This window comes from Streptomyces sp. NPDC127197 (assembly GCF_042672405.1).
Taxonomy (GTDB): domain Bacteria; phylum Actinomycetota; class Actinomycetes; order Streptomycetales; family Streptomycetaceae; genus Streptomyces; species Streptomyces flavusporus.
Genome location: NZ_JBHXVG010000007.1, coordinates 257,420 through 282,541, shown reverse-complemented (window position 1 = coordinate 282,541; position 25,122 = coordinate 257,420). Strand labels below are relative to the sequence as shown.

Genomic DNA, 25,122 nt, shown 5'->3' with positions numbered 1-25,122 from the left:
TGCACGACGGGGGCGGGATGGCCGGGTGCCCTACGGATGCAGGACGACCTTGGTGTAGCCCTCGACGCGCTTGTCGAACTTGTCGTAGGCCTCCGGTGCCTGGTCCAGCGACACCTCGTGGGAGACGACGAAGCTCGGCTTCGCCCGACCCTCGATGATCATGTCGCGCAGGTACCGGTTGTAGCGCTTCACGTTGCACTGGCCCGTACCCATCCGCAGGCCCTTCTCGAAGAGCTTGCCGATGGACACGAGGAGCATGCCCTTCTTGGACTGCTCGTCCGGGCCTCCGGGGTCGGCCGGCACGTACAGGCCCGGCACACCGAGGGCGCCTGTGGGGCGAACCGTCTGGACGAGCGAGTTCAGGACCGTCGCGGGCTCCTCGTGGTCGACGTCCCGGGACATCGCCTGGTAGCCGACGGCGTCGACGCCCTTGTCGGTGCCGGCCCCGTCCGTCTGGTCCTTGATCTGCTGCACCGGGTCGCCCTCCGCGAAGTTGATCGGGACGGCGCCGATCTCCCGAGCCTTGTCGAGCCGCTCGGGAATCCGGTCGACGACGAAGACCTTCGCCGCGCCGCGGAGCAGCGCCGAGTACGCGGCCATGAGCCCGACCGGCCCGCCGCCGTACACCGCGACGCTCTCGCCCGGGCGCACCTGGGCGAGTTCACAACCGTGGTAGCCGGTGGGGAAGATGTCGGCGAGCAGAATGAAGTCGGTCTCGTGCTCGTTTCCCGGCGGCAGCTTCAGGCAGTTGAAGTCGGCGAACGGAACACGGAGATATTCCGCCTGACCGCCCTTCCACGGACCCATGGCGACATAGCCGTAAGCCCCGCCCGAGAAACCGGGATTGACAGTCTCACAGAATCCCGTGTACCCGTCGACGCAGTTCTTGCAGAACCCGCAGGCGACATTGAACGGCATGACCACACGGTCACCTTCCGTGAGGGAGGTGACACCCTGGCCGCATTCCTCGATGATTCCCATGTTCTCGTGGCCGAACACGATTCCGGGCTCTGCCGCCGTACGTCCCTCGTACATGTGCAGGTCCGAGCCGCAGATCGCCGTGGATGTGATCTTTACGATCACGTCGTTCGGTTGCTGGATGGTCGGCTTGTCGACATCCTCGATCGCGACGCTGAAAGGTCCTTTGTAGACGACGGCTTTCATCTCTTCCATCTCCTGACCGGTGATGTGCACGCGGATTGCCCGCGGGAGCGCCCCCGTTTGTGTGACCTACTCCTCATGGTTCTCTTGCCCGCGGGCTGGGGCAAGCCGGTAATCTCGGAAGCACACTCATCGCGTATCGCTTTTTTGCGTATCGCGCTTCGCACCGAGACCCGTGAAGGGAGGTCGGGACACGTGACGGCACAGCGGCTCGGAACCTTGCTCGTCCCTGTGCTCGGCCTGTCCGGCACCTCGTACCCGCCCGGCACCACGGTCACCGTCCGCGGCCGTGGCGCGACCGTCGACGGGTTCGTGAACGGCGACTGGCTCCCTCTTGCCTGGTGGGAGTTCTCCGACGGCCTCCGCGAGGACATCGCCGAGCCCTGACAGATCCGCCGTCCCGGTCCCGGCAGGGACAACCGAGGGCCGTCATTCGCCGCGCCAGATGTTGTCGAACGCGGCCTGCTCGATGGCACGTCGTTGCCGTATGGCCTCCAGTTGCAGCAGCGCGTCGTGGACGGCGGCCAGCACGGTCTCCACGGCGTCGTCGTCCGCACTCGGGGAGTCGGCAGAGTCATCCCCGGCCCGGCGATGGATCCCGATGGCCGCCGCCAGGGCGGCCAGGGTGGGCTCGTCCGAGGCCCAGCGTTGTGCCGCCGCACGGTGGTCCGGTGAATCGGCCGGCACGACACTGCTGGTCCGGAAGGGGTTCCTGCGGTGGTGTTGCCGACGGAGCTGTCCTTCCGCTTCAAGGGCCGCCAGATACGCCGCGGACAGACCGCGACCTCTGCGCCACAGCCAGTCGCCGACCGTCTCGTACGGCGCTTCGCGGACCAGTGACGATGCGGCCTGATCCAGCAGGGAGTCGCGTGCGGTCGGTCGATGGCCGGGCACGATGTGATCGCCGTCCAGGGTGATGGCCTGGGCATCGAGGAGGTCGAGCACCTCGGCTCCTGCGAGAGCGAGCGAGAGGTCGCCTTGTTCCCCAGGGTGGCTGGGCGCCACGTCGATGGCGATGATCATCAGGTCCCGTGATGTGGTCATGGATCGGCTTCGCCTCGAGATGCTGGAGCGTGGGCGGGGTGTCTTCAGCGGGGAGTGAGCACCATACGGAACCGTGCGGCGCCGGAGAGCATCTTCTGATAGGCCTCATCGGCCTGGTCCAGCGGCATGATCTCGGTCATCGGGCGGATCCCGTGCAGGGCGCTGAATGCCATGGTGTCCTGCACATCCTGCGCGGTGCCGGAGGGGTGGCCGCGCACGATCCTACCTTGCATGATCAGCTGGACCGGGCTGATGCCCATCGGGTCGAAGGTCGCGCCGATGACCACCAGCTCGCCGCGGTGGGACAACCCGTCGACGGTCGCAGTGATCGCGTCGGAGCTGCCGGCGGTGGCCAGCACGACCTTGGCGCCACCGAGGGACTGCAACGCGTCCGCGACGGGGGTGTCCGCCGTGCTGTCGATGTAGTGGTGCGCGCCGAGTTGCTTGGCGAAGTCGGATTTGGCAGCTCCGCGGGCGATGGCCACGGTCTCGAAGCCCATCGCGACGGCGTACTGCACCCCCAGGTGACCGAGACCGCCGAGGCCGAGTACAGCAACCAGGTCACCCGGCTGTCCGGAGCTGCGCCGCAGTCCGTTGTACATGGTCACACCGGCGCAGGCGAAGGGCCCGGCATCCGTGGGCGCCAGCGCGTCGGGGATCCGGGCGAGGGCATCCACCGGTGCGATCACCGCCTCGGCGAAGCCGCCGTCGTATGCCCATCCGGGGACCTTCAGATTCACGCACACGATGAAGTCGCCCTGCCGGCAGGGCGTGCAGTGGCCGCAGCTGCCGCCGAACCAGCCCACCGCCACCCGCTCACCAGCGCGCCAGCCGCGGCTTTCCGCGCCCTCACCGAGCTCTTCGATGCGCCCGGCGATCTCATGCCCGGGAACCAGAGGAAACCGAACGCCCGGAAACGCGCCGTCGACCATGCCGGCGTCGCTGTGACAGATCCCGCAGGCGTCCACGGCCAGCCGTACCTGGCCCGGACCCAGCTGCGGTACCTCACGCTCAACGATCTCGAATGGCCCGCCAGGGGCCGCGACCTGCGCGACTCGGTATGTACTCATATGGATCTCTCCCCGGATCGGGGGCTACAACCCTGCGATTCCAGCAGACCAGTTCCGGCCCGATCGCGCGCGCCGAAGGGGACGGATCGACAAGGCCGGGGCAGGCGGGCGCGCGCAATGCGCGGCTCCCGGAGAAGAGTCGCGCATCGCGGGGATAGGGGATACCTGTGCGACTGTCAGCGGTGGTTCCGACAGCGCCTGTCAGTCGTGGCCTCCACCGTTGCCGTGGCCGTTGCCGTTGTGGCCATTGCCGTTGTGGCCATTGCCGTTGTGGCCATTGCCGTTGTGGCCATTGCCGTTGTGGCCATTGTCATGATCGCCGTTGTCGCCGTGGCCATTGTCGTCATCGTCATGATCGCCGTGGCCGTTGTCGTCATCGTCGTCATCGTCGTGGCCGTTGTCGCCATGGCCGTTGTCGTCGTCGTCCCAGTCGTCGTCATCGTCGTGGTCGTCGTCGTCCCACCCGTGATGATCGTCGTCGTAGGAGCTGTAGTTGTGGTCGTTGGTGGTCGGGACGGCCGCCGAGGCCGCGCCCGATGCGCCGATCGCTGCGCCACCAGCCACGAGGATGGTGCTGGCGGACATCGCAATGAGACGCCTCGTGCGAGTTGATCGCATGGCTATACCTTTCCTTCCATCGTCTCGCGCGACTCTCACGCACGAGATGGACGGCCGCGGCCGCAGCAAACGGAGCGTGCGGGGCGCGGTCATAGGCGTCGCCGCATGACTATGAGAAGCACCTCTCGGCCGCCGACGCCGCTTGTCAGCCGCGCAATGTTGCGCGGGGCGGCGCTACGGTCGCGGTCCTCGCTGTGCAGGTACCTCGCCGGCCGGGGCGTACCCCTGCGGCTCTCACCTCTAGACACTAGACCCGCACCCGTGATGCGGCATCTCGAGACGGACAAATCCATTGATACCGGCAGAATTGGCAGCTCGGCGGCCTGGCCCGGCACCGAGACGCGAGCGTCGACGGACCGCAGGCGCCGTCCTCCGCCCCGCTGAACACGCGCTGTCGACCACTCGGTTTCTCCCCGTGCCGAACAGAAAGCCGTCATGCCATTAGTTGCCTGACGGTGAGTCGGGCGAGGCGGACGTGGGCGGTACCTCACGAACATTGCGACGGCACCCCTCGCGCCCACTCTGCGCTTCCCGCCGTCCGCAGTCCCGCGCTGCACACACTGCACGACGCCACCAGCGACGGGTACGCCCACCGCACCGAGCTGATCGTGTACCTCGACGGCGCGGAAAAGGCCGAGCTCCCCCGTTTCGCTGCTTGCGGCCGCTGCCATGTGGTGACCATGCGCAGGTTCGTGCCGGGGACGATCAGGACGTCTCGCAGTTCCTGCATGAGACGGCCGAGTTGGGCGTCCTCGGCACATGCGGGAGGCCGCGCCCTTGAGATCGGCAACCATTGACGCCGCCAAGGCGCCCTGCCCGCAGTCGGATTGGACGGGAAGCCCAGACATGTGCGGGCGCCTCCCCGAACAGGGGCCGGGCGAGGTTGCGTTCGGCGGTCAGGAGGACTTCGGGATCGCCTTGCAGGGCACTCCGCCCTCCCCATCCCGCAAGTGTGGGCCAGTTCCAAGGAGTTGTGCCGCATGGGTACGGGTGAGCGGTCGGGGCCCGGGAGTTGCCGGGCGGTGGGTCCGGTCGACGCCCCGCCAGTTCAGCACCACCCGCCGCGGCGCGGCGCGCGGCGGGATGAGGGTGATCACGAACGCACTTGACGCACCGTGACGTCCCAACTCCGCTCGGTCCGCACCGTCGGTCCGGACCGGCGCACCAGCGCCAGCGCGCAGGCCACCCCGGCCGCCGCAAGGACGGCGCACGCCGTGAACGCGGCCCGGTAACCCTGCGTCAGGGCCGCGAGTCGCTCCGCTTTGTCGGCGTGGGACACGGCGACGGAGGTGACGACGGCGACTCCGAAGGCGCCGCCGATCTGGAAGGCCGCGGTGTTGATGCCCGACGCCACCCCCGACTCCCGCTCGGCCACACCCGTCAGTGCGGCGATCGAGCCGGCGACCGCGCAGGCGCCGAGGCCGGGCCCGAAAAGAAGCAGCCCGGGGAGCAGGTCACGGGCGAAGCCGCCGGCCACCGGCACCCCGGCGAGCAGGAGGCTGCCCATGCCGACCAGGGCGAGCCCGCCGACTGCGACAGGTCGTGCCCCGATCCGGGTGACCAGGGCCTGCCCTGCGTACGAGCCGACGACGGCACCCGCCGGCATCACGACGTTGTAGAGGCCGAAGCGCAGCGGCGAGAGGCCGAGGACGCCCTGGCCGTACTGGGACAGGGTGTATGACATCCCGAAGGCGCAGCTGCCGAGCAGGAACACCACCAGGTTGCCGCCGCTCACCGAGGGTGAACGCAGCAGCCGCGGAGGTACGAGGGGGGCTGTGGACCGGGCCTCGACGCGGAGGAACAGCAGCGCCAGCGCGGCGGCAAGGGCCGGCAGGCCGAGCGTCTGCGCCGACAGCCAGCCGGCGCGGGGCGCCTCGACGACGGCGTACACGCAGATGACGAGTGCGGCTGTGGCAGTGAGCGCGCCGATCGGGTCGTAGGAACGGGCACGTGCCTCGGCGCGGCTCTCGCGCAGCAGCACCGGGCTCAGGGCCAACAGGAGCAGGGCGACGGGCGCGTTCAGGAAGAACACCCACTGCCAGCCGAGTACGTCGGTGAGGGGACCGCCGATCAGCAGTGCGGCGGTGGCGCCGAAGCCGCCGCTGCCGGACCAGATGGCGAGGGCCTTGTTGCGCTCGTGCCCCTCCTCGAAGGTGTTCAGGAGGATCGACAGCGCGGTGGGCGCCATGACGGCGGCCGAGACACCCTGCACGGCCCTCGCGGCCACGAGTACACCGGCCGTCCAGGCGAACCCGCACAGCAGCGAGGACAGGCCGAACAGCACAGTACCGGTCATGAAGACGCGGCGACGGCCCAGCAGATCGGCGGTGCGGCCACCGAGGAGCAGCAGTCCGCCGAAGCTGACGAGATAGGCGCTCATGACCCACTGGGTGCCGCTCGCGGAGAAGCCTAGGCCGTCGGCGACGGACGGCAGCGCGAGGACGACGATCTGCGAGTCGAGGATGACCATGAACCCGGCGAGGCACAGCAGGGCGAGGGCGCTCCAGCGCCGGGGGTCGGGGGTGGGGGGTGGGGCGGTCATCGGTCAGCCCCCAGGCGGAGGCCCGCGAGCCAGACGTCCGGGGAGCCCGGTGCCTGTGCGGCACCGTCACGCGGGACGACAGGTGCGCGGCGCGCCCGGAGCAGCCGGGCCAGGATCTTCCGGTTGCGGCGCTTGCGCCATGGGGCGGTCATGGGAACCTCCGGTGTCGGGGGGACGCTTTCAACCCTCCGACGAACGCGCCCTACGCAGATCGACACTCAGCGAGCCGCTTTTCCAGGAAGCGGCGCTCAGCTTCGTTCTCCACCAGCTCCAAGGCCCGCCCGTACGCCTGGGCCGCCTCCGCCGTATGGCCGCTGCGGCGCAGCAGATCCGCACGGGTGGCGGGCAACAGGTGGTAGCCGGCGAGTTCGCGCTCCTGCTCCAGCTCCGCCAGCAGGACGAGGCCGGCCTCCATACCCTCCGCCATGGCCACGGCCACCGCACGGTTGAGCCGGACCACGGGGGAGGGCACGTACCGTTCCAACTCCCTGTACAGCGCGGCGATGTCGGCCCAGTCGGTCTCCTCGGCCGTGACGGCGTTGGTGTGGCAGGCGGCGATGGCGGCCTGGATCTGGTACGGCCCGGGGCGGCCGCGCCGCAGCGCGGTTTCCAGCAGGGCGGTGCCCTCGTCGATCTCCGCTCGGTCCCACGCCGTACGATCCTGGTCCTCCAGCGTCACCAGCTCGCCCGCCGCATCCACTCGGGTCTCCTGGCGGGCGTCGTGCAGCAACAGGAGCGCGAGCAGGCCGAGCACCTCCGGCTCGTCGGGCATGAGCCGGGCCAGCAGACGGGCGAGCCGGATGGCCTCCGCGCAGAGGTTCGTGCGCAGCAGATCGGCGCCGGAGGTGGCGGCGTACCCCTCGTTGAACAGCAGGTAGACCACACCGAGGACGCCGGTCGTGCGCTCGGGCAGCAGATGCGCGGGCGGCACCCGGTACGGGATCCCGGCGTTGCGGATCTTCCGCTTGGCCCGCACCAGCCGCTGCGCCATCGTCGGCTCGGCGACGAGGAAGGCGCGGGCGATCTCGGGTGTGGTCAGCCCGGCGAGGGTGCGCAGGGTCAGTGCGACCCGGGCCTCGATGGGCAGCGCCGGATGACAGCAGGTGAAGATCAGCCGCAGCCGGTCGTCCTCAACGCCGCTGTCGTCCTCATGGTCGGGGTCGTACGGCCCCTCGTCGCGTGCCAGCACGGCCGCCTCCCGGAGTTTCGCCGCGCCCACCTGTTCCCGGCGCAGTACGTCCAGGGCGCGGTTGCGGGCGGTCGTGGTGAGCCAGGCGCCGGGGCGGCGCGGCACTCCGTCGCGCCGCCACCGGTCGAGGGCCTGGGCGAAGGCGTCCTGCGCGCACTCCTCGGCGAGGTCCCAGTCGCCGGTCACCCGAATCAGGGTGGCGACGACCTGGCCCCACTCCTCGCGGAAGGCGGCAGCGACGGCCTCCTCGACGGTTCCCGTGGCGCTCACTCCCAGACCGGCCGCACCTCGACCGAGCCGCCACCGAGTGCGGCGGGGTGCCGGGAGGCGAGCGCGATGGCCTCGTCGAGGTCGGCCACCTCGACGATGTCGAAGCCGGCCACGTACTCCTTCGACTCCACGAACGGCCCGTCGCTCAGCAGGACTTCATCGCCCTGCACGCGGACAGTCGTGGCGTCGGAGGCCGGGCGCAGGCGTGCCCCGCCCCGGACGACGTCACGGCTGCGGACCTCGTCGATGTACTCGGTGAAGCGAGGATCCTCGGCGATTTCCTCGGGGCTGAGTTCCTCGTCGCCTACGGGGGTGCAGATGAACATCACGTACTTCATGGCCGCTCCTCGGTGACCGGGGTGTCGAGGGGGGCCGACACGTGCTCGTGGGCGATGAGCCAGCGGTCGGCCGGGGCGCGGTACCCGGTGGTCACGCGCAGGGTCCGGTCCAGCAGGGTGCCGTCGGATCGCGTTCCCCTGATCCGTACCAGGCTGTGGGCGAAGGCGACGCTCTCATCCACACGCAGCCGGTAGGAGAGGACCTCGCGGTCGACGGAACCGGTCAGGTCCGCGTAGAGCGTGTGCAGTGCTTTGCGGAGAGTGTCCGGTCCGACCGGCTCGGTCCCGTTCGCGGGGAGGAAGATCTCGGCGTCCGGGGCGTAGCAGGCCAGCGCACGCTCGACGTCCCGTTCGCGGGCCGCCCCGGTCAGCTCGGCGTCCAGCCGACGGATCCGTCCCTCGGCATCCTCGTCCTCCCGGAAGGGGCGCACCTCCATGGCCCCGATGGTGGCGACGGGGTGCCTGGCGGCCGCATCGATCGCCTCCTCCAGGCTGTCGCACTCCAGGACGTCGAAGCCGGCGACGTACTCCTTCGTCTCCGCGAACGGGCCGTCGGAGCGCAGCACCTCCCCGCCGCGCACCCTCACGGTGACGGCATCGGCGGGCGCGGCGAGTGGGTGGCCGTGCAGCCTTACGCCGCGTTCGGTGCCCAGTTCCTCGACCCAGGGTTCAACGGGTGCCATGCCCGAGGCGTCTGCAGTGTCGTCGCCGCAGACGAGCAGCATGTACTTCATGGTGCCTCCCAGTACCTCACGAGCTTCCTACACCCCACCGACGAACGGGGGCCGACGGAATCGACATGGGCTCGAGATGGTCGGGTTTCAAAGCCCCGGCGCCTCAGGTTGCGACCCGGGGCATACTGCGGCCTGCTTCGCCTCGACAAGAGCGCAGACTGTAGGTATGGGTCTGCAGCGGCGCCTTGCCGATCTGCGGCAGCCATGGCAACCGGGCCACGCGCTGGTGTCCATTCCCCTTGCGCTGATCGTCGTGATCACGGTCGTGGACGTCATGGCCCCGCGTCACATCCATCTCGGGCCCCTTCTGGTCGTGGCACCCGCCATCACCCCGTCGTTCGCCGGCTCCCGACTCACCGCGTTCATCGGCGCACTGACCGTGACCGCCCAGACCGTCATCGCCGTGCTGCGTGGCGGGTTCACCCCCAATCACCAGGTGCAGATCGCCGCCCTGGCGGTCATCTCGCTCCTGCTGGTGATTTTCTGTCGGCAGCGCGAGCGGCGCGTGCGTCAGCTGGCCCGGGTGCGGTCTGTCTCCGAAGCTGCACAACGGGTGGTTCTACGGCCGCTTCCGCACAGAATGGGCCCGCTGCGGATGGCCTCGCTGTACCTGGCCGCCGAGGACGAGGCGCAGATCGGCGGCGACCTCTACGCGGCGACGCGCACCGCGGACGGCACCCGACTGATCATCGGTGACGTCCGGGGCAAAGGCCTGCCCTCCATCAGCGAGGCCTCACTTCTGATGGGCGCCTTCCGGGAGGCCGCCCACCGATGCAGCAATCTGGTCGACCTCCCAGGCACCCTGGAAGGCAGCATCCGCCGGCATCTGTCCGAGCACGCCCCTCTCTCCGAGGCCGTCGACGAGTTGCAGGAGCGCTTCGTCACCGCGCTGATACTCGACATCCCCGACGAGGGCTCCCCGGCCCAGATGATCAACTGCGGGCACCCTCCACCCCTGCTGCTGCGCGGGGACCAGGTGACCACCCTGTACGCCCGCCACCCCGAGCCCCCGCTGGGCATGTGCGAGCTACCCAGGACCGGCCTCACGCCCGACCCGTTCACCTTGGAGGACGACGACACACTGCTGCTCTACACCGACGGCGTGATCGAGGCCAGAGACGCCAACGGGTCCTTCTATCCGCTGGCCGAACGCGTCGCCCGGTGGACCGGCAGCGGTCCCGAAGCCCTGCTGCACCACATCCACGAGGACCTCGTCGCCCACGTCGGCGGGCTGCTGGGCGACGACGCGGCCATGGTGGTGATCCAACGCGCACCCGGACTCAGGCCGGTCCACTACCTCAGGCACAGGATCCACACCAACGGCTTCCATCACGACACAGACCGCGGCACAGACGAAGCACCGGCTCCCGGGACCACCCCGTCCCCTCCTGCGCGCCGGGAGTGACCCGTGACGCCGCCGGCGCGACGGGTTTGCTGCCGGTCGAGCGGTCAGCGGGCCGTGCCGAAGTTCTGCGTCCAGTAGTTGCCGGGCTGGGCGAGGCCGACACCGATCTCCTTGAAACCGCAGTTCAGGATGTTGCGCTTGTGGCCGGGGCTGGACATCCAGCCCGCCATGACCTGCTCGGGGCTGGAGTAGCCGTAGGCGACGTTCTCGCCGTAGGTCCTCCAGTTGTAGCCGGCGCGCGTGATCCGTTCGCCCGGGTCGGAACCGTCGGAGCCCGTGTGCGACATGTTCTTGTGGCTCGCCATGTCCGCGCTGTGGTCCTGGGCGGCCTTCGTGAGCTTCGCGTTCACGGTCACCGGCGAGCAACCGGCCTTGCTGCGCTCGCTGTTGACCAGGGCCACGACGCGAGCCACGGCGCCGGATGCCGGGGCCGCCGCGTCGGTGGTGCTCGGAGACGCGGAGGCGGACGTCTTTGGCTCTGAGGCTCCCGTCGAGGTCGGCGCGGTGGGTGCCTGCGAAGCCGGCGCCGAGGGCCGCGAGGTCCACTCGCGGCCCTGCCACCGCTCCTCCGAGGACGCGTTCTTCCAGTTCTCCCACTGACCGTAGGACTCGGCGCCCTCGGTGTCCTCATCGTTCAGACAGGCCATGGCGGCGGACGGTATGGCCAGCGCGCTCAGTGCGACGGCAGCGATGGCTATGTGCCGGTGGCGCGTCTTCCTGCGGTGCTTCCTCATGTGGACCTCGCTCGGTCGTCGCGGCGGTGCCTCCGGTGGGGTCAGCTGTGCTTGGACGCTGTGCCTGACCTGCGGTGACGCCTTCTGGGGCCGTCATTGTTAAAACCCGAGTGAAGGAGGGGCAACGAGCGCCGCTACTACCCGGCGTCGTAGTCGCCGAAGGCCCTTGAAACGAGCGCAGGGGTGTGCTGAACCGGCTCACTGGAACACGACAAGGTCTGGCGCTCTGTCAGGAAGCCGTACATGAGGGGCCGACAGCGTGGAGGAAGCGAGTCGCATTCACGCCATCGGCCCATGTGCGCCGTATGTCTGCTTCCAGGCGGCAAGTCCCTCTATATCGCCCGGCCGCCTTGTACTACCGAACCACGTTGACGCGCGAAGTCCGCGTGATGGATGTCACTGTGAGCCGCTGCAACCATTTCCGAGAACGCCGAACGGGCCCCTCCCCCGAGGGGCCCGTTCGGCGTTGTTGTGAGCGGATCGGTCTGTCGGTCACCCGGCGGGATCAAGCACGACCGGCAGCTCCGCAAGGCCGCGGAAGGCCGGGAAGGGAACCTCCATCCACTTCGCCTCGCCCGCGGGGTCGGCCAGAGTCATCCTCGGGAACCGGCCGAACAGGCCGGTGAGAGCCAGCTGCATCTCCAGCCGGGCCAGCGGTGCTCCCAGGCAGTAGTGGCTGCCGTGCCCGAACCCCAGATGGGCGTTCTGCGCGTTCCCCGGCCGCAGCACATCGAGCTCGTCCGGGGCGTCGAACTTCTGCGGGTCGCGGTTGGCCGCACTGAGCGCGACCTGGACCAGGGCGCCCTTCGGGATCCGCATCCCGCCGTACTCCACGTCCTCGGTCGCGTAGCGGAACGTCGAGGTCTCCACGGAGCCGTCGTAGCGCACCAGTTCCTCGACCGCCGGGCCGACCAGTTCCGGGTTCTCCTGCACGGCGCGGAGCTGTGCGGGATGGGACAGCAGGTGGTGGACGGCATTGCCGATGAGGTACGCGGTCGTCTTGTGGCCCGCGAACATCAGCAGGAACGCCGTGGAGACCAGCTCGTTCTGGGTGAGCCCGCCGTCGTTGTCCCGGACTGCGGTGAGCGCGCTCAGCAGATCGTCACCCGGGTGGCTGCGCTTGGCCTCGATGAGGTCCGTGAAGTACGCGTGCAGATCCTCCTCGGCCTTCTGCTGGGCCCGCTTGGACTCCTCGCTGAAACCGGTCTGCGCCACGGTGGTGGACAGGTGCTGCATCCGCGACCGCTCCTGCGCCGGCACGCCGAGCAGTTCGCAGATCACGATGATCGGCAGCGGGAACGCGAAGGCGGGCAGCAGGTCGAAGGGCTCCCGGGTCGGGCACTCGTCGAGCAGGCTCTCGACGATGTCCTGGATCTGCGGCCGCAGCGCCTCCACACGTCGTGGGGTGAACGCGGAGTTGACCAGCTTGCGCAGCCGGGTGTGCTTGGGCGGGTCGGAGTTGAGCATGTTGTCGTCCAGCGCCACGGACGAGTCACCGAAGATGCTCCGGTAGGCGTCCATGGCGCCGTACATGTCCTTGCTCAACCGCGGGTCCGACAGGGCGGCCCGCGCGTCCTCGTACCGTGTGATCAGGTACGTCTCGTTGCCGTGCGGCGGTTTCATGGGGCAGACCGGCGCCGCTTCCCGGAGCAGGGCGTACACCGCGTGCGGGTTGCGCCGGTACTCCGGGGTGCACCGCTCGGCCGCGGTGACGGCGTCTTGCGTGGTGATCACGGACGACTCCTCAGGTCGAAGACGGCCTCGGCGTTGCCGCCGAGGATGCGCTGCTGGGACGCCTTGTCGACCGGCAGCTTCTCGATCATGCGGATGAAGTCCTCCAGCGGCGCCGCCATCGGCGGTGAGTCGGTGCCGAACAGCATCCGTTCGGGCCCCAGCACCTCCGCGTTGAGGCTCAGGTGCGCCGGGCTGAACGGGCTGGTGTCGACGTACATGCGCTTCAGCGCCGCGGCCGGGTCGGCACCCGGCGGGGCGGTGGCCGGCGCCGCGGCCTGGCCGGAGGGCGGCGCCCCCCCGGCCCAGTGCCGGGGGCGCGCCGCCGTCTGCAGTCGCTCCGGCAGCAGCGCCATCGCGCCGCCGCCGGTTGCGCCGATCAGCCGCAGATCGGGGTACTTGTCCAGCCATCCCGCGAACGCGATCATGGCCATGCCGATGGTGACGTCGCTGAACCGGCCGATCTGCTCGACGAAACCGAACTCGTCGACCCGTTCCGTGCCGACCGGTTCGGCCGGGGCGTGCACCATGACCGGCACCCCCGCCTCCGCGGCCAGCGCGAAGAAGGAGTCGGCACGCGGGGAGCCGAGCAGCTCTCCGTGGACGCTGGACGTGGTGATCAGCCCGACGAAGGCGGGGTCCGCCAGGGTCTCCCGCACCCCTTCCAGGTGATCGTCGTCGCCGAACGGGTTGGCGTACACGTACCCGCGCAACTGGTCCGGGAACTTGGCGATCAGGCCGGACATCCAGGCGTGGAAGCCGCGCAGCCGGTCGCGTGGTTGCGCGTAGTTGTCCACGCCCGGGACCCGCGCCATCGCGCCGGCGCCGACGGGGCTGCCGATGATGGTCAGGTCGATCCCGGCCTCGGCGCGAGCGGCGAGCATGCCGTCGACGTCGGTGAGGCTGGGGGGCATGGGGAAGCGTTCGGCCGCCTCCGGTGGGGACAGATGCCCGTGGATGTCGATGATCATGTATCGCTTCCCGGTTTCGGTGTGAGTGCGCGGACGACCGCGGCACAGTCCTCGTCACCCAGTCCTTGCCCGGCGGCGCGGACGTGGGTTTCGGCTGCGGCGGTCGCCAGCGGCAGACTCAGGCCGACCGCCGCGGCCTGCTTGGAAGCGAGCATGAGGTCTTTGGCCATCAGCCGCAGCCGGAAGTCCGGCTTGTCGAAGCGGCCGGAGGCCAGGCGCTTGGACTTGAACGCCATGACCGGCGAGGCGAAGCCGCTGCCCGCGATCGTCTTGAGGACCAGCTGCCGGTCGAGTCCGGAGGCGGTCGCCAGTTCGGTGGCCTCGGCCAGGGCCTGCACCTCTATGCCCATCAGCAGGTTGAGGAGCAGTTTCATCCGCATGCCGGAACCGAGTGCGCCCAGATGGACGACCTCCTTGCCCAGCATCTCCAGCAGCGGGCGGCCGGCGTTGAACACCCGCTCCTCGCCGCCGACGAACAGCCGCAGCTCGCCGTCGCGGGCGTGGTCACGGTTGCCGAGCATGCCGACGTCCAGAACGGAGGGGACGTCCCCGGCAATCTGGACGACCTCGTCGGGAGCGACGGTGCTGGCGCAGATCAGGACACCGGGGTAGGGCCCGCCCGCCAACACTCCGTCCGGTCCGCGCAGCACGGTGCCGAGGGCTTCGCCGTCGGCGACGGAGCAGATGACGGCGCTCGTGCCTGCGGCGGCGTCAGCGGGGCGGGCCGCCGCGAAGGCGCCCGCCTTGACGAGCGGTTCGACCCGTTCCGCGGTGCGGTTCCAGACCCGAACCTGCACTCCCTGGTCGAGGAGGCGGGTGGCCAGGCCGGTGCCCATGGCGCCGAGTCCGAGTACGGCTATGGGGCCGTTGGTCGTACGCGTCATGACGCCGCCCCCACGGTCTCCTTGACGACCCGGAACCGGAGCGACTGCGTCGAGTCGACCCACTGGCGCAGCGGAGCGACCAGTTCGCGGTGCTCCTCGCTCTGCTGCCAGGCGAAGAACGCCTCGGGCGTCTCCCACTCACTGGTGATCACCCACTGACGGGAGTCGTCCACGGGTTCTCCCAGCCGCTCGACGATGTGGCCGGGGGTGCGGGCGACGGTCTTGCGGATCTTGTCGTACAGATCCAGGAACCCTTGCTCGCCACCCTCGATCACTCGGACGGTGAAAACGACGGACAGCTTGTCGGCCGAATGGCCCTTCTGCTTGGTGCCCATGTCTCCTCCTGATGGTGAGATCCGGCAGGACACGACTCCTACCGACTCATGACCCCCGTGCGGCCGCAACTCCGAATGGGGGACGGGCCAGTCGGGACAAGGCCTTTACGCTGCGTTGTTGGTCTGTTGGGGTGAGTAAGGTGGCGTTCCGTTTCCCGACTGTCGGACGCGGACGGCGTCACACGAACGGGGCTCTTCGCGACCCTTGTGAATCGGGGCGAATTCAGGCGGCGTTCAGCGGAATAAGTCAGGACATAATCGGATTTAGCGATGCTTGCTGACATAGTGCGGCCATGGAGATCACGACTGTCGGCAGCCGAGGCACCCACGGGGTGCTCCGGTGAAGGCGTCGTTCCCGTGCCCCCCGCGCGAACCGGCTGGGACGGAGCGTCCCCGTCGTGGCCTCCGTACCCGCCGCACGGCCCTCGCCGTCGCCCTCACCGGCGCCGTCGTGATCACTGGTGCCGCCGTGCTCATCAGCACCCTCCCCTACGGCGGCCACCGGTCCCCCGCCCACCCCGGCTCGCCCGCCCCCGGCCCGTCCGGCGCGTCGTCCGGCCCGGCCCCCTCCCCCGGCGCCCCGGGCATCGGCGACCCGCTCCTGCCGCTCGACGGCAACGGCGGCTACACGGTGCGCCGTTACACCATCGCCTTCGACTGGCGGGCACCGCGAACGCCCTTCGACGCCCGCACCACCATCAGCGCCACCGCCACGCAGGCCCTGTCCCGCTTCAACCTCGACTTCGCGGGCAACACGCTGCACACGGTCACCGTCAATGGCGCACGGGCGACCGCCGTACGCGACGGCGACGAACTCGTCGTCACTCCCGCGAAGCCGATCCCCGACGGCAGCGCCTTCACCGTGCAGGTCGCCTACACCGCCGATCCGACGCAGCAACGGCACCGCAGTGACGCGATCCAGGCGTACGGCTGGGTGCCCACGCCCGACGGCACCGTGCTCTGTCCGCAGCCCAACGGCGCCAAGATGATCTTCCCGGCGAACGACCACCCCAGCCTGCGTGCGCCGGTCACCTTCCGCATCACCACCCCGCCCGGCCTCAGCGCAGTGGCCAACGGCCGACTCGTCGAGCGCGTCCGGCGCCCCGACGGACGACTCCGGTGGACGTACGACTCCGAGCACCCGGTCGCGGCCCAGCTGATCCAGGTGGCGATCGGCAGGTTCACGTTCGTCGACAGCACCGGCCCGCGCGGGCTGCCCGTCCGGGACGCGGTCCCCGGTGGCCTGGTCACCGACACCGAGGCCTACCGCTCGCTCACCTCCGAGCACCTGGCCTGGCTGGAACGGCGGCTCGGCCCGTACCCGTTCCGCCGCTACGGCGTGCTGGTCGGGGACACCGACCTGCCGGTGGCGCTGGAGACGCAGTCCCTGTCCGTCGTACCGAGGGCCGATCTGCTGGGTGACCAGGTCGACGCCGAGCGCGACCTCGTGCACGAGCTGACCCACCACTGGACCGGCAACAGCGTCGCCATCCGGCAGTGGTCCGACCTCTGGCTGAGCGAGGGGCACGCCCGCTTCTACGAACGCCTCTACTCCGACGCACACGGTGGCCTCAGCATCGAGGACGCGATGCGGGCGGCGTACGAGCAGCACGACCAGTGGCGCCACGACGACGGGGCGCCCGCCGAACCCACCGAGCCGACCCTGTTCAAGCAGATGCGGTACGACGGCTCGGCGCTGGTGCTCTACGCCCTGAGGGAGAAGGTCGGCGAGGAGACCTTCGACCGGATCGAGCGGTCCTGGGTGACGACGTACCGGGGCCGGGCCGCCGGCACGCGGGACTTCGTCGCGCTCGCGTCCGAGGTGGCCGGCGAGGACCTCACCCCGTTCCTGACCCCGTGGTTGTACGGGGCACAGACCCCGCCCATGCCGGGGCATCCCGACTGGCAGGTGGACCCGGTCCAGGACTGAGCCGGCACGCCGCCGGTACCGGACTCCACCGTTCAGCACGGGCACTTCGCCCGCTCCCTGCCGTGACGGACGTACTGCCGCCGACCGGGTGGCCTCTGCCGGACGGCTGGTCCAGGACGGTGACAGTTGGCGCGACGTGGCGTGTCGGGCACGGAAACGTACGAGGGGTGGTGCGAAGGGCAACTCCGTTGTCCTGGTTGCGTCGAGCATGGTCGGAGGCCCCTGCAATGAGTGAACGTGCCGCCCCCCGTGTCCCCGGCGCCCTCCGGGGGCGCCGCCGGATCCTCTGGCTGACCGCGTCGGCGGCGCTCCTGATGTCGCTGCTGGTGCCGCTGCTGAGCGGGCCGGCGGACGACGACGGCGGCGCGGCGGACGACCCGCGTCTGCAGGACGTCTTCACCGCCGCCGCGCACGAATACCGTGTGCCGCGCAGTGTGCTCATGGGCGTGTCCTACCTGCAGTCGCGATGGGACTCCCATCCGGGCTCCCCGAGCGTCGTCGGCGGCTATGGCCCGATGCACCTGGTGGACGCCCGCCAGGCCCAGGCTGCACCGCACCGCGGGAGTGCCTCGCCGTTCGCGGGGCCGCAGGCCTCACGCGAGGCGAACGCCCGGGGCAGCGCCTCCGCACAGCCGGCCAACCTGCAACTCGCCGCCCGCCTGATCGGGGCCCCGGAGGAGCGGCTGCGAACGGACACCGAGGCCAACGTGCGCGGCGGTGCGGCACTCCTGGCGGCGACGCAACGACAGCTCGGCAAGCCGCTCAGCGCCGACCCGGCCGACTGGTGGGAGGCGGTTGCGCGCTTCCCGGGCACGGGCGACACCGCAGCGGCGCAGACGTACGCGAAAGACGTCTTTGCGGTGATCCGCCGGGGCGCGCACCGCACCACCGACGCAGGGCAGCACGTCACCCTCCCCGCCAACCCGGGCGTCATCCCCCGCCCGCAGGGCCCACAGCGGCCGAAGGACGTCGAGTGCCCGGCGGAGGTGTCCTGCTCCTGGCTCAAAGCGCCGTACGTCGAGATCGGTGACGACGCGTACGGCAATTACGACCCGGCCGACCGGCCCAGGGACCAGAAGATCGACTACATCGTCATCCACGACACCGAGGCACGTCTGCCGTCGATGCTCAAGACCATCCAGGAACCGACGGAGCCGTCATGGCACTACTCGGTCCGCTCCAGCGACGGCCACATCACCCAGCACATCAGGACCAAGGACGCGGCCCGGCACTCCGGCAGCCAGTTCGTCAACGCCCGCTCGATCGGCATCGAGCACGAGGGATTCCTCACGCAGCCCGACACCTGGTACACGGAACAGATGTACCGGGCCTCGGCCCGCCTCGTGCGCTACCTGGCGAAGAAGTACGACATCCCGCTCGACCGGCAGCACATCTTCGGCCATGACAACGTGCCGTCCCCGACCGCCTCGACCATCCCTCATATGCACGACGACCCCGGCCCGTTCTGGGACTGGCGGCACTACTTCGACCTCCTGGGCGCGCCCCTGCGGGCCACGGCCGGGCGGGACAGCGCCATGGTGACCGTGCTGCCCGACTACGCCACCCACAAGCCGCCGTTCACCGGATGCACCGGCGACGGTGTGCCGTGCAAGCCGCACGGCTCCAGCGCCGTCCGCCTGCACACCGAGCCGAAGGAGGACGCCTCGCTGATCCAGGACCCGGGCCGGCGCCCGGACGGGGAGGAGTCCACGGAGGACGTCAACGACCTGGGGTCGCGGGTCTCGGCCGGTCAGTCCTTCGCGGTCGCGGGGCGCAGCGGCGAGTGGACGGCGATCTGGTACCAGGGCCGGAAAGCATGGTTCAAGAACCCCAGACTCCATCCGACGGCCGTCGGTGCGACCGGCCGGATGGTGACGCCGAAGGACGGCCTGAGCGAGGTCACGGTGTACGGGCGTGCTCTCCCGGAGGAGGACGCGTACCCGGACGGGGTGTCGGCGCCGACCGAATCGCCGCTGCCGTACAGCTTCCTCGCGGGCCAGCGGTACGTGACCCAGGGCCGCCTCGTCGGTTCCCACGTCGACAAGTCGTCCTCCGACGACTCACCGAACCAGGTCGTGACGGGCGAGGAGGAGTACTACCAGATCCAGTTCGGCCACCGTCTCGCCTACGTGCGGGCAAGCGACGTGGAGGTGGTGAGCGAACCGGCCACGGCAGGACCACCGTCAGGCCCTGCAGCACGCCGTCCCGCCCGGTGACGATGCCCCTCCCCGGGATCCGGCAGTCCCCGGCGACGTGTCAGTCCCAGAGCGCATACGTCACCGTGCGCGGCACCCTCTCCGGCCTGTCGCCGGGGTAGGTGAGCGTCATACGCGAGTAGCGCTGCACTTCCGGTTGCTTCTCCCACGGTTGCGGATCGTCGAGCCGGACCACGACGGGGTACGAGTGGAACCGGCCCGCCGCGCAGTACGGCCGGCAGTCGTTCACCGCGTTGATGCCCACGGCCACCGCCGAGCCGGCGTGCCAGTGCGACCACCGCAGAGCGGTGAGGCGGCTGTTGCCGTCACCGCAGGCGAGGATGAAGTCGGCGGGGCGTACCTGGGACTTCCAGAAACAGTCGACGAGCACGGGGGACGCAGACCGCTGTGCCACGGACCGCGCCGTGGACGGCGCGGCCGCGGGGGCAGCGGCGGCCGTGCCCATGGCCGCCGCGAGCGTCGCGACAGCACAGACCGCGGCCACCTTGGTCATCGCGAGTTCCCGCATATCCGCTCCCGGCCCGTCCGGATCCACACGTCGTGCACGTACCGACGCTACGACCCTCCCCAGGTATGCACCACTCGGACGGAGCAATGCCGCGCTGGTGCGAGCAGGGCCGCCTTACGGCCGAGCCTGCCCACAGGGCGGGAACCGGGCTGTGGCCTGTCGGCGTTGAGCAGTACACAAGGGAAGCAAGGGGGTGCCATGGTGTACGGATCGCACTACGGCCCTGGATCACAGTACGGGCAGCACGGCGCGGCGCGCCCCGCGCCCGGGGCGCGCCTGGCGCGTGCCAGGGACGCCGGCATGCTGATGGCCGGCTGGGTCGCCCTGCTGTGGGTGCTCGAGGTCGTCGACGCGGCGAGCGGCAACGCCCTGGACACGTTCGGCATCAGCCCGCGCGAGGTCGGCGAGCTGCGGGACATCGTGCCCGCCGCCTTTATGCACTTCGGCTTCGACCATCTCGCTGCGAACAGCGTGCCGCTGCTGGTTCTCGGCTTCCTTGCCGCACTGTCCGGCATACGCCGGTTCCTCGCCGTCGTCACTGTGATCGTCCTCGCCGCCGGCGTGGGCGTGTGGCTCACGGCTCCCCCGCACTCCACGACCGCCGGTGCGTCCGGCGTCGTCTTCGGTCTCTTCGGCTATCTGCTGATCCGCGGCTTCGTCGATCGCCGCGTCGGCGACATCGTCGTGGGCCTCCTCGTCGGTGCGGTCTACGGCTCGCTCCTGTGGGGCGTCCTGCCGACGGCTGCCGGGGTCAGCTGGCAGGGGCATCTCTTCGGGCTGCTGGGTGGGGTGGCTGCGGCCGTCGCGTTCCGGCGGCCGCGCGGCGCCTGACATACGGACGCGGGTTACCCACGTGGTGCGCAAACTCTTGACGCGCCTCCTATGACTGCGTAGACATGACAGCGCAGTCATACGGCCGGCGTCATACAGTCGGCATCGTCGGGGATGCGGCGCGGCCATCGGGAGATGCCATGACACAAGGTGCGGGACGAGGCGGAAGTTCCCCGGTGCCGCGGAGCGTGGACGTGGCGCGGCGTGCGGGGGTCTCGCAGAAGACCGTGTCGAGGGTCTTCAACGACGAGCCGTACGTCTCCGCCGAGGTGCGCCGCAGGGTTCTCCAAGCCGCCGACGAACTCGGTTACCGGCGGAACAACGCGGCTCGGGCGCTGGCGTCCGGACGGACCCGTTCCATCGGTGTGGTCACCCTCGGGACGGCACTGTACGGTCCCGCCTCACTGCTCATGGGTATCGAGCGGGCCGTGCGGGACATGGGGTACGCGCTCCGTGTGGTCAACACGATGGAGGGCGACCCGGCGGGCGTCGCCGGTGCCGTGGACTCACTCCTCGATCAGGGTGTGGACGGCATCGTCATCTCGGAGCCGATCGACGAAGGCTCCGACAGCACCGTCGAAGGCGCGGGCTCCCTCCGCGTCGACGTGCCGGTTCTCGTACTCGGCGCACCACCGCTGTTCGCCGCCCCCCAGGTGGTGACGGCTGGCGTCGTGGCCGAGCTGCTGGCCCGGGTCGCCACGGAACACCTCCTGGATCTGGGCCACTCGACGGTCCATCACCTCGCTGGCCCCGGGCGCTGGTACGCCGCCCGGGACCGGCTGGAGGGGTGGCGGGCCGCACTGGCCGCACGCGGCAGGGACGCACCGCCGGTCGTGGAGGGCGACTGGTCGGCGGCGTCCGGGTACGCGGCGGGCCGTGTGCTGGCCTCCGACGACGACGTGACCGCGGTGTTCGCCGCGAACGACGACATGGCCATCGGCCTGATCCGCGCCCTGACGGAAGCCGGACGGCGCGTTCCGGACGACGTCAGCGTGGTCGGTTTCGACGACATCCCCGTCGCCGGCTATGTGACTCCTCCCCTGACCACGGTGCGGCAGCCGTTCGACGCCGTGGCGCAGGAAGGACTCAAGCGTCTTGTGCACGCCATCGAGAACCCGAACGCGGACCCTCTCCCGGCGAGCGACCCACCGGTCGACCTCGTCGTCCGCGCCTCGACCGCGCCTCCGCCGCCCCGGTCGACCCCGGACATGGGCGACGTACGACCTGAGCACGACCTGACGTAGTCCTCCGCACCCGCCTCCTTTCCGTAGCGCACTCCCCACCCCATCCCCCGGTACAGCACGCCCTCGCCCTGCGTGCCGCCGTCTCCTACCCCCAACACCCCAACGCATCTACGCCCCTCGGCGGGAGTTCACCATGCCCGGATCCTTCGCCCACTCGTCCTCCATGAGCCGTCGTCTGTTCCTCACCGCCACCGGAGCGGTGTCGCTGTCAGCCGCGCTGTCCGCATGCGGCGGTGGCGGCAGCGCATCCGGCGGCTCCTCAGCCTCCGCCAAGCCGGTCAGCCAGGCCGACATCGACAAGGCGATGAAGACGCCGACCGAGCTGACGTTCTGGACCTGGGTCCCGGACATCGAGCAGGAGGTCGCGCTCTTCGAGAAGAAGTACCCCGCGATCAAGGTCAAGGTCGTCAACGCCGGCCAGGGCGTCGCCCACTACACCAAGCTGCGTACCGCGCTGAAGGCCGGGACCGGTGCACCGGACCTGGTGCAGATCGAGTACCAGGCGGTCCCGACCTTCACGATCACGAACAGCCTGCTGAACCTGGCCCCGTACGGCGCCACGGCGCTGAAGGACGAGTTCGTGGACTGGACGTGGGGACAGGTCAGCGGCCCCGACGGCCAAATCTGGGCGATACCGCAGGACACCGGCCCCATGGGCATGCTGTACCGCAAGGACATCTTCGACCAGCACGGCATCCAGGTGCCCAGAACCTGGGACGAGTTCGCGGCGGCGGCGCGCAAGCTCCACAAGGCCGACCCCAGCGTCTACCTGACCAACCTCGCGGCGAACGAGCCCGCCGCCTGGCACGGCCTGCTCTGGCAGGCGGGCGCCAAGCCCTATACGACCTCGGGCAAGAGCACTCTCGCCATCAGCGTCGACGACGCCGTCTCCAAGAAGCTCGGCGAGTACTGGGGCGGGCTCGCGAAGGAGGGCGTCATCAGCACCGACCCGGACTTCACCGACGGGTGGTACGCCGGGTTCAACAAGGGCAAGTACGCCACCTGGCTCACCGCGGCCTGGGGCCCGGCCTTCCTGTCCGGCTCGGCCAAGTCCACCGCGGGCAACTGGCGGGCGGCGCCGCTGCCGCAGTGGGACGCCGCCAAGCCGGTCTCCGGCAACTGGGGCGGCTCCACGACCGCGGTCACCGCATCCGCCAAGAACCCCATCGCGGCGGCGCAGTTCGCCCAGTTCCTCAACAGCGACCCGGTGAGCGCCAAGATGTTCGCCACCAAGCAGTTCTTCTTCCCGGCGACCAAGGCCCTGCTCGCAGACGCGAGTTACACCGGCAGCGCGCCCGCCTTCTACGGCGGCCAGAAGGTCAACCAGATCTTCGCCGACATCAGCGACACGGTCTCGCCCTCGTTCCAGTGGCCGCCGTTCCTCGACCAGGCGGCGACCGACTGGACCGAGACCGTCGGCAAGTCCCTCGCCGCCAAGTCCGACACCGTCGCCGCGCTCGGCACCTGGCAGTCCCGGCTCACGACGTACGCCAAGAAGCAGGGCTTCACGGTCAAGGGGGCCTGAGGATGCCGGCCACCCCCGCGGCCTCCCACAAGGCCCGCTCACGCGTGGGCCGCAGCACGGCAGGTCCGCTGTTCGTAGCCCCGTTCCTGATCCTCTTCCTCCTGCTGTTCCTCACCCCTCTCGGCTACGCCGCCTACCTCAGCCTCTTCCAGGAACAGCTCATCGGCGGCACGGTGTTCGTCGGCCTGGACAACTACGTCACCGCGCTCAAGGACCCGCAACTCCTCCACGGCGTCGGACGCGTGGCACTGTTCTTCGTGATCCAGGTGCCGCTGATGCTGCTGCTGGCCCTGCTCTTCGCCCTCGCGCTCGACAGCGGCCTGCTGCGGCTTGCGCGCGTGATCCGGCTGGGCATCTTCGTGCCGTACGCGGTGCCGAGCGTGGTCGCCACGCTCATGTGGGGCTACCTCTACGGCCCCGACTTCGGCCCGTTCGCCCAGCTGAGCCGGAATCTGGACCTGCCGGCCCCGCACTTCCTCAGCGACGGCTGGATGCTCGGCAGCCTGGCGAACATCGTGACCTGGGAGTTCGTCGGCTACAACATGATCATCCTGTACGCGGCCCTGCGGACCGTCCCCCAGGACCTGTACGAGGCAGCCGCCATGGACGGCGCCGGCGCCTGGCGCATCGCCTGGTCGATCAAGCTCCCGGCGCTGCGGCCCGCCCTGCTGCTGACCCTGCTGTTCTCGGTGATCGGCAGCTTCCAGCTGTTCAACGAACCGAACCTGCTGATGAAGATCGCCCCCGACGTCATCAGCAGCTCCTACACCGCCAACCTCTACGCCTACTCCCTCGCCTTCACCGGCCAGCAGGTCAACTACGCGGCCACGGTGTCCTTCCTCCTGGGCCTGGTCATCGTCATCGCCTCCTACGCCGTGCTGCTCACCGCGAACCGCAGGAGGGCAAAGTGACCACCACGCTGCCGAAGGCCACGACCGCACCGGCCGGCCCGGCCCCCACCACACCGAAGCGGCGCCGGTCCGCGTCCCCCCGCCGCAGCACCCCGCTGACGATCGCCATGCTGGCGGCCCTGGCCTACTTCCTCCTCCCGCTGTTCTGGCTGCTGGTCGCCTCGACCAAGAACACCCAGGACCTGATCAACAGCTTCGGCCTGTGGTTCTCCCATGCTCCACAGCTGCTGAGCAACATCCGGACGACGTTCACCCAGGACGACGGCGTCTTCGTCAACTGGCTGCTCAACACCGCCGTGTACGCCGTCGTCAGCGCATTCGGCGCCGCCCTGCTCGCGGCGGCCGCCGGGTACGGGTTCGCCAAGTTCCGCTTCCGCGGCGACCGGGCCGCCTTCAACCTCGTACTCGGCGCCATCATGGTCCCGGCCACCGCGCTGGCGATCCCGACCTACCTGCTGTTCGCCGAGGTCGGCCTGGTCAACACCCCGTGGGCGATCATCCTGCCCTCTCTCGTCAACCCCTTCGGCCTCTACCTGATGCGCGTCTACGCAGCCGACGCCGTCCCGGACAGCCTCCTCGAGGCCGCCCGTATCGACGGGGCGGGGGAGGCACGGATCTTCTTCCGGATCGCCCTCAGACTGCTGGCCCCCGGCCTGGTGACCGTCCTGCTCTTCACGCTCGTGGCGACCTGGAACAACTACTTCCTGCCGCTGATCATGCTCAACGATCCGAACCTGTACCCCATCACGGTCGGCCTCTCCTCCTGGGCCGCCCAGGCGCAGAACGGCGGGGCCGGCGCCAGCAGCGACATGCTCCCGCTCGTCGTGACCGGCTCCCTGATCTCCATCGTGCCGCTCGTCATCGCCTTCCTCATGCTCCAGCGCTACTGGCAGAGCGGTCTGGCCACCGGCGGCGTCAAGCAGTAACTCCC

The 25,122-nt window shown here is 69.8% G+C and carries 24 protein-coding genes; 9 read left to right on the top strand and 15 right to left on the bottom strand.

The window, feature by feature from the left end:
• Positions 1-30: 30 nt before the first annotated feature.
• Positions 31-1,164: a glutathione-independent formaldehyde dehydrogenase gene (locus ACFVJQ_RS14430; protein ID WP_385516157.1), complete on the bottom strand. Its 1,134-nt coding sequence runs from the start codon at positions 1,162-1,164 to the stop codon at positions 31-33.
• 192 nt (positions 1,165-1,356) lie between these two features.
• Here ACFVJQ_RS14430 and ACFVJQ_RS14425 point away from each other — a divergent pair, with 192 nt between their 5' ends.
• Positions 1,357-1,548, top strand: a complete 192-nt coding sequence (locus tag ACFVJQ_RS14425) for a hypothetical protein (protein WP_224732976.1) — start codon at positions 1,357-1,359, stop codon at positions 1,546-1,548.
• A 42-nt stretch (positions 1,549-1,590) separates the two neighbouring features.
• On the opposite strand, the gene ACFVJQ_RS14420 is transcribed toward ACFVJQ_RS14425, so the two are convergent.
• The 8 genes from ACFVJQ_RS14420 to ACFVJQ_RS14385 all read right to left on the bottom strand — a co-directional run bounded on the left by ACFVJQ_RS14420 (position 1,591) and on the right by ACFVJQ_RS14385 (position 8,966).
• Entirely contained in the window at positions 1,591-2,205 is a 615-nt protein-coding gene (locus ACFVJQ_RS14420; protein WP_385783715.1) for a GPP34 family phosphoprotein, read from the bottom strand.
• Positions 2,206-2,249: 44 nt separating this feature from the next.
• Positions 2,250-3,275, bottom strand: a complete 1,026-nt coding sequence (locus tag ACFVJQ_RS14415) for an alcohol dehydrogenase (RefSeq protein WP_385783713.1) — start codon at positions 3,273-3,275, stop codon at positions 2,250-2,252.
• Between the two features lie 201 nt (positions 3,276-3,476).
• Positions 3,477-3,860, bottom strand: coding sequence for a hypothetical protein (locus ACFVJQ_RS14410; RefSeq protein ID WP_385783711.1), 384 nt, complete (start codon positions 3,858-3,860; stop codon positions 3,477-3,479).
• A gap of 1,126 nt (positions 3,861-4,986) precedes the next feature.
• A complete protein-coding gene (locus tag ACFVJQ_RS14405) occupies positions 4,987-6,435 on the bottom strand; it encodes an MFS transporter (RefSeq protein ID WP_385783708.1) in 1,449 nt (482 codons plus the stop codon).
• A complete protein-coding gene (locus ACFVJQ_RS14400) occupies positions 6,432-6,587 on the bottom strand; it encodes a hypothetical protein (RefSeq protein WP_385516152.1) in 156 nt (51 codons plus the stop codon). The genes ACFVJQ_RS14405 and ACFVJQ_RS14400 overlap by 4 nt, the downstream gene beginning before the upstream one ends.
• Before the next feature lie 50 nt (positions 6,588-6,637).
• The gene (locus tag ACFVJQ_RS14395) at positions 6,638-7,894 is read right to left on the bottom strand and encodes an RNA polymerase sigma factor (protein WP_385783705.1); all 1,257 of its coding nucleotides are present in this window, start codon (positions 7,892-7,894) and stop codon (positions 6,638-6,640) included.
• A complete protein-coding gene (locus ACFVJQ_RS14390; RefSeq protein WP_385516154.1) occupies positions 7,891-8,232 on the bottom strand; it encodes a YciI family protein in 342 nt (113 codons plus the stop codon). Before ACFVJQ_RS14390 ends, ACFVJQ_RS14395 begins: the two co-directional genes overlap by 4 nt.
• Positions 8,229-8,966, bottom strand: a complete 738-nt coding sequence (locus ACFVJQ_RS14385) for a YciI family protein (RefSeq protein WP_385516155.1) — start codon at positions 8,964-8,966, stop codon at positions 8,229-8,231. Before ACFVJQ_RS14385 ends, ACFVJQ_RS14390 begins: the two co-directional genes overlap by 4 nt.
• 166 nt (positions 8,967-9,132) lie before the next feature.
• Between ACFVJQ_RS14385 and ACFVJQ_RS14380 the strand changes: the two genes are divergently transcribed.
• Positions 9,133-10,371 carry a PP2C family protein-serine/threonine phosphatase gene (locus ACFVJQ_RS14380; protein ID WP_385783701.1) on the top strand — a complete coding sequence of 413 codons (1,239 nt, stop codon included), beginning with the start codon at positions 9,133-9,135 and terminating at the stop codon, positions 10,369-10,371.
• A 44-nt stretch (positions 10,372-10,415) separates the two neighbouring features.
• Here the strand turns inward: ACFVJQ_RS14380 and ACFVJQ_RS14375 are convergent, their stop codons facing one another.
• The 5 genes from ACFVJQ_RS14375 to ACFVJQ_RS14355 all read right to left on the bottom strand — a co-directional run bounded on the left by ACFVJQ_RS14375 (position 10,416) and on the right by ACFVJQ_RS14355 (position 15,026).
• Positions 10,416-11,105, bottom strand: coding sequence for a CAP domain-containing protein (locus tag ACFVJQ_RS14375; protein ID WP_385783699.1), 690 nt, complete (start codon positions 11,103-11,105; stop codon positions 10,416-10,418).
• A 492-nt stretch (positions 11,106-11,597) separates the two neighbouring features.
• Positions 11,598-12,839, bottom strand: a complete 1,242-nt coding sequence (locus ACFVJQ_RS14370) for a cytochrome P450 (RefSeq protein WP_385514834.1) — start codon at positions 12,837-12,839, stop codon at positions 11,598-11,600.
• Positions 12,836-13,807 (bottom strand): amidohydrolase family protein, encoded by a 972-nt coding sequence (locus ACFVJQ_RS14365; RefSeq protein WP_385514835.1) that lies wholly within the window; start codon positions 13,805-13,807, stop codon positions 12,836-12,838. Before ACFVJQ_RS14365 ends, ACFVJQ_RS14370 begins: the two co-directional genes overlap by 4 nt.
• A complete protein-coding gene (locus tag ACFVJQ_RS14360; protein WP_385783696.1) occupies positions 13,804-14,691 on the bottom strand; it encodes an NAD(P)-dependent oxidoreductase in 888 nt (295 codons plus the stop codon). The genes ACFVJQ_RS14365 and ACFVJQ_RS14360 overlap by 4 nt, the downstream gene beginning before the upstream one ends.
• Positions 14,688-15,026, bottom strand: coding sequence for an antibiotic biosynthesis monooxygenase (locus tag ACFVJQ_RS14355; protein WP_129803178.1), 339 nt, complete (start codon positions 15,024-15,026; stop codon positions 14,688-14,690). Before ACFVJQ_RS14355 ends, ACFVJQ_RS14360 begins: the two co-directional genes overlap by 4 nt.
• Before the next feature lie 340 nt (positions 15,027-15,366).
• On the opposite strand from ACFVJQ_RS14355, the gene ACFVJQ_RS14350 reads away from it, so the two are divergent.
• Positions 15,367-16,956 carry a M1 family metallopeptidase gene (locus ACFVJQ_RS14350; RefSeq protein WP_385783692.1) on the top strand — a complete coding sequence of 530 codons (1,590 nt, stop codon included), beginning with the start codon at positions 15,367-15,369 and terminating at the stop codon, positions 16,954-16,956.
• Positions 16,957-17,183: 227 nt separating this feature from the next.
• Entirely contained in the window at positions 17,184-19,172 is a 1,989-nt protein-coding gene (locus tag ACFVJQ_RS14345; RefSeq protein WP_385514838.1) for an N-acetylmuramoyl-L-alanine amidase, read from the top strand.
• Between the two features lie 40 nt (positions 19,173-19,212).
• Here ACFVJQ_RS14345 and ACFVJQ_RS14340 read toward each other — a convergent pair whose 3' ends face one another.
• A complete protein-coding gene (locus tag ACFVJQ_RS14340) occupies positions 19,213-19,680 on the bottom strand; it encodes a hypothetical protein (protein ID WP_385514839.1) in 468 nt (155 codons plus the stop codon).
• A 300-nt stretch (positions 19,681-19,980) separates the two neighbouring features.
• Between ACFVJQ_RS14340 and ACFVJQ_RS14335 the strand changes: the two genes are divergently transcribed.
• From ACFVJQ_RS14335 to ACFVJQ_RS14315, 5 genes are all read left to right on the top strand, one after another.
• The gene (locus tag ACFVJQ_RS14335; protein ID WP_385514908.1) at positions 19,981-20,511 is read left to right on the top strand and encodes a rhomboid family intramembrane serine protease; all 531 of its coding nucleotides are present in this window, start codon (positions 19,981-19,983) and stop codon (positions 20,509-20,511) included.
• A 188-nt stretch (positions 20,512-20,699) separates the two neighbouring features.
• Positions 20,700-21,755 carry a LacI family DNA-binding transcriptional regulator gene (locus ACFVJQ_RS14330; RefSeq protein ID WP_385514909.1) on the top strand — a complete coding sequence of 352 codons (1,056 nt, stop codon included), beginning with the start codon at positions 20,700-20,702 and terminating at the stop codon, positions 21,753-21,755.
• Between the two features lie 133 nt (positions 21,756-21,888).
• The gene (locus tag ACFVJQ_RS14325; protein WP_385514840.1) at positions 21,889-23,280 is read left to right on the top strand and encodes an ABC transporter substrate-binding protein; all 1,392 of its coding nucleotides are present in this window, start codon (positions 21,889-21,891) and stop codon (positions 23,278-23,280) included.
• A gap of 2 nt (positions 23,281-23,282) precedes the next feature.
• Complete coding sequence (locus ACFVJQ_RS14320; RefSeq protein ID WP_385514841.1) at positions 23,283-24,191, top strand: carbohydrate ABC transporter permease; 909 nt, start codon at positions 23,283-23,285, stop codon at positions 24,189-24,191.
• Positions 24,188-25,117 carry a carbohydrate ABC transporter permease gene (locus ACFVJQ_RS14315; RefSeq protein WP_385514842.1) on the top strand — a complete coding sequence of 310 codons (930 nt, stop codon included), beginning with the start codon at positions 24,188-24,190 and terminating at the stop codon, positions 25,115-25,117. Before ACFVJQ_RS14320 ends, ACFVJQ_RS14315 begins: the two co-directional genes overlap by 4 nt.
• The last annotated feature ends 5 nt before the right edge of the window (positions 25,118-25,122 follow it).

Coding starts and splice junctions, on each gene's coding strand:
- ACFVJQ_RS14365 (WP_385514835.1), bottom strand. CDS start 13,807: ATGATCATCGACATCCACGGGCATCTGTCCCCACCGGAGGCGGCCGAA.
- ACFVJQ_RS14400 (WP_385516152.1), bottom strand. CDS start 6,587: ATGACCGCCCCATGGCGCAAGCGCCGCAACCGGAAGATCCTGGCCCGG.
- ACFVJQ_RS14410 (WP_385783711.1), bottom strand. CDS start 3,860: ATGTCCGCCAGCACCATCCTCGTGGCTGGTGGCGCAGCGATCGGCGCA.
- ACFVJQ_RS14385 (WP_385516155.1), bottom strand. CDS start 8,966: ATGAAGTACATGCTGCTCGTCTGCGGCGACGACACTGCAGACGCCTCG.
- ACFVJQ_RS14340 (WP_385514839.1), bottom strand. CDS start 19,680: ATGCGGGAACTCGCGATGACCAAGGTGGCCGCGGTCTGTGCTGTCGCG.
- ACFVJQ_RS14335 (WP_385514908.1), top strand. CDS start 19,981: ATGCTGATGGCCGGCTGGGTCGCCCTGCTGTGGGTGCTCGAGGTCGTC.
- ACFVJQ_RS14405 (WP_385783708.1), bottom strand. CDS start 6,435: ATGACCGCCCCACCCCCCACCCCCGACCCCCGGCGCTGGAGCGCCCTC.
- ACFVJQ_RS14325 (WP_385514840.1), top strand. CDS start 21,889: ATGCCCGGATCCTTCGCCCACTCGTCCTCCATGAGCCGTCGTCTGTTC.
- ACFVJQ_RS14375 (WP_385783699.1), bottom strand. CDS start 11,105: ATGAGGAAGCACCGCAGGAAGACGCGCCACCGGCACATAGCCATCGCT.
- ACFVJQ_RS14320 (WP_385514841.1), top strand. CDS start 23,283: ATGCCGGCCACCCCCGCGGCCTCCCACAAGGCCCGCTCACGCGTGGGC.
- ACFVJQ_RS14420 (WP_385783715.1), bottom strand. CDS start 2,205: ATGACCACATCACGGGACCTGATGATCATCGCCATCGACGTGGCGCCC.
- ACFVJQ_RS14380 (WP_385783701.1), top strand. CDS start 9,133: ATGGGTCTGCAGCGGCGCCTTGCCGATCTGCGGCAGCCATGGCAACCG.
- ACFVJQ_RS14390 (WP_385516154.1), bottom strand. CDS start 8,232: ATGAAGTACGTGATGTTCATCTGCACCCCCGTAGGCGACGAGGAACTC.
- ACFVJQ_RS14360 (WP_385783696.1), bottom strand. CDS start 14,691: ATGACGCGTACGACCAACGGCCCCATAGCCGTACTCGGACTCGGCGCC.
- ACFVJQ_RS14430 (WP_385516157.1), bottom strand. CDS start 1,164: ATGAAAGCCGTCGTCTACAAAGGACCTTTCAGCGTCGCGATCGAGGAT.
- ACFVJQ_RS14415 (WP_385783713.1), bottom strand. CDS start 3,275: ATGAGTACATACCGAGTCGCGCAGGTCGCGGCCCCTGGCGGGCCATTC.
- ACFVJQ_RS14355 (WP_129803178.1), bottom strand. CDS start 15,026: ATGGGCACCAAGCAGAAGGGCCATTCGGCCGACAAGCTGTCCGTCGTT.
- ACFVJQ_RS14345 (WP_385514838.1), top strand. CDS start 17,184: ATGAGTGAACGTGCCGCCCCCCGTGTCCCCGGCGCCCTCCGGGGGCGC.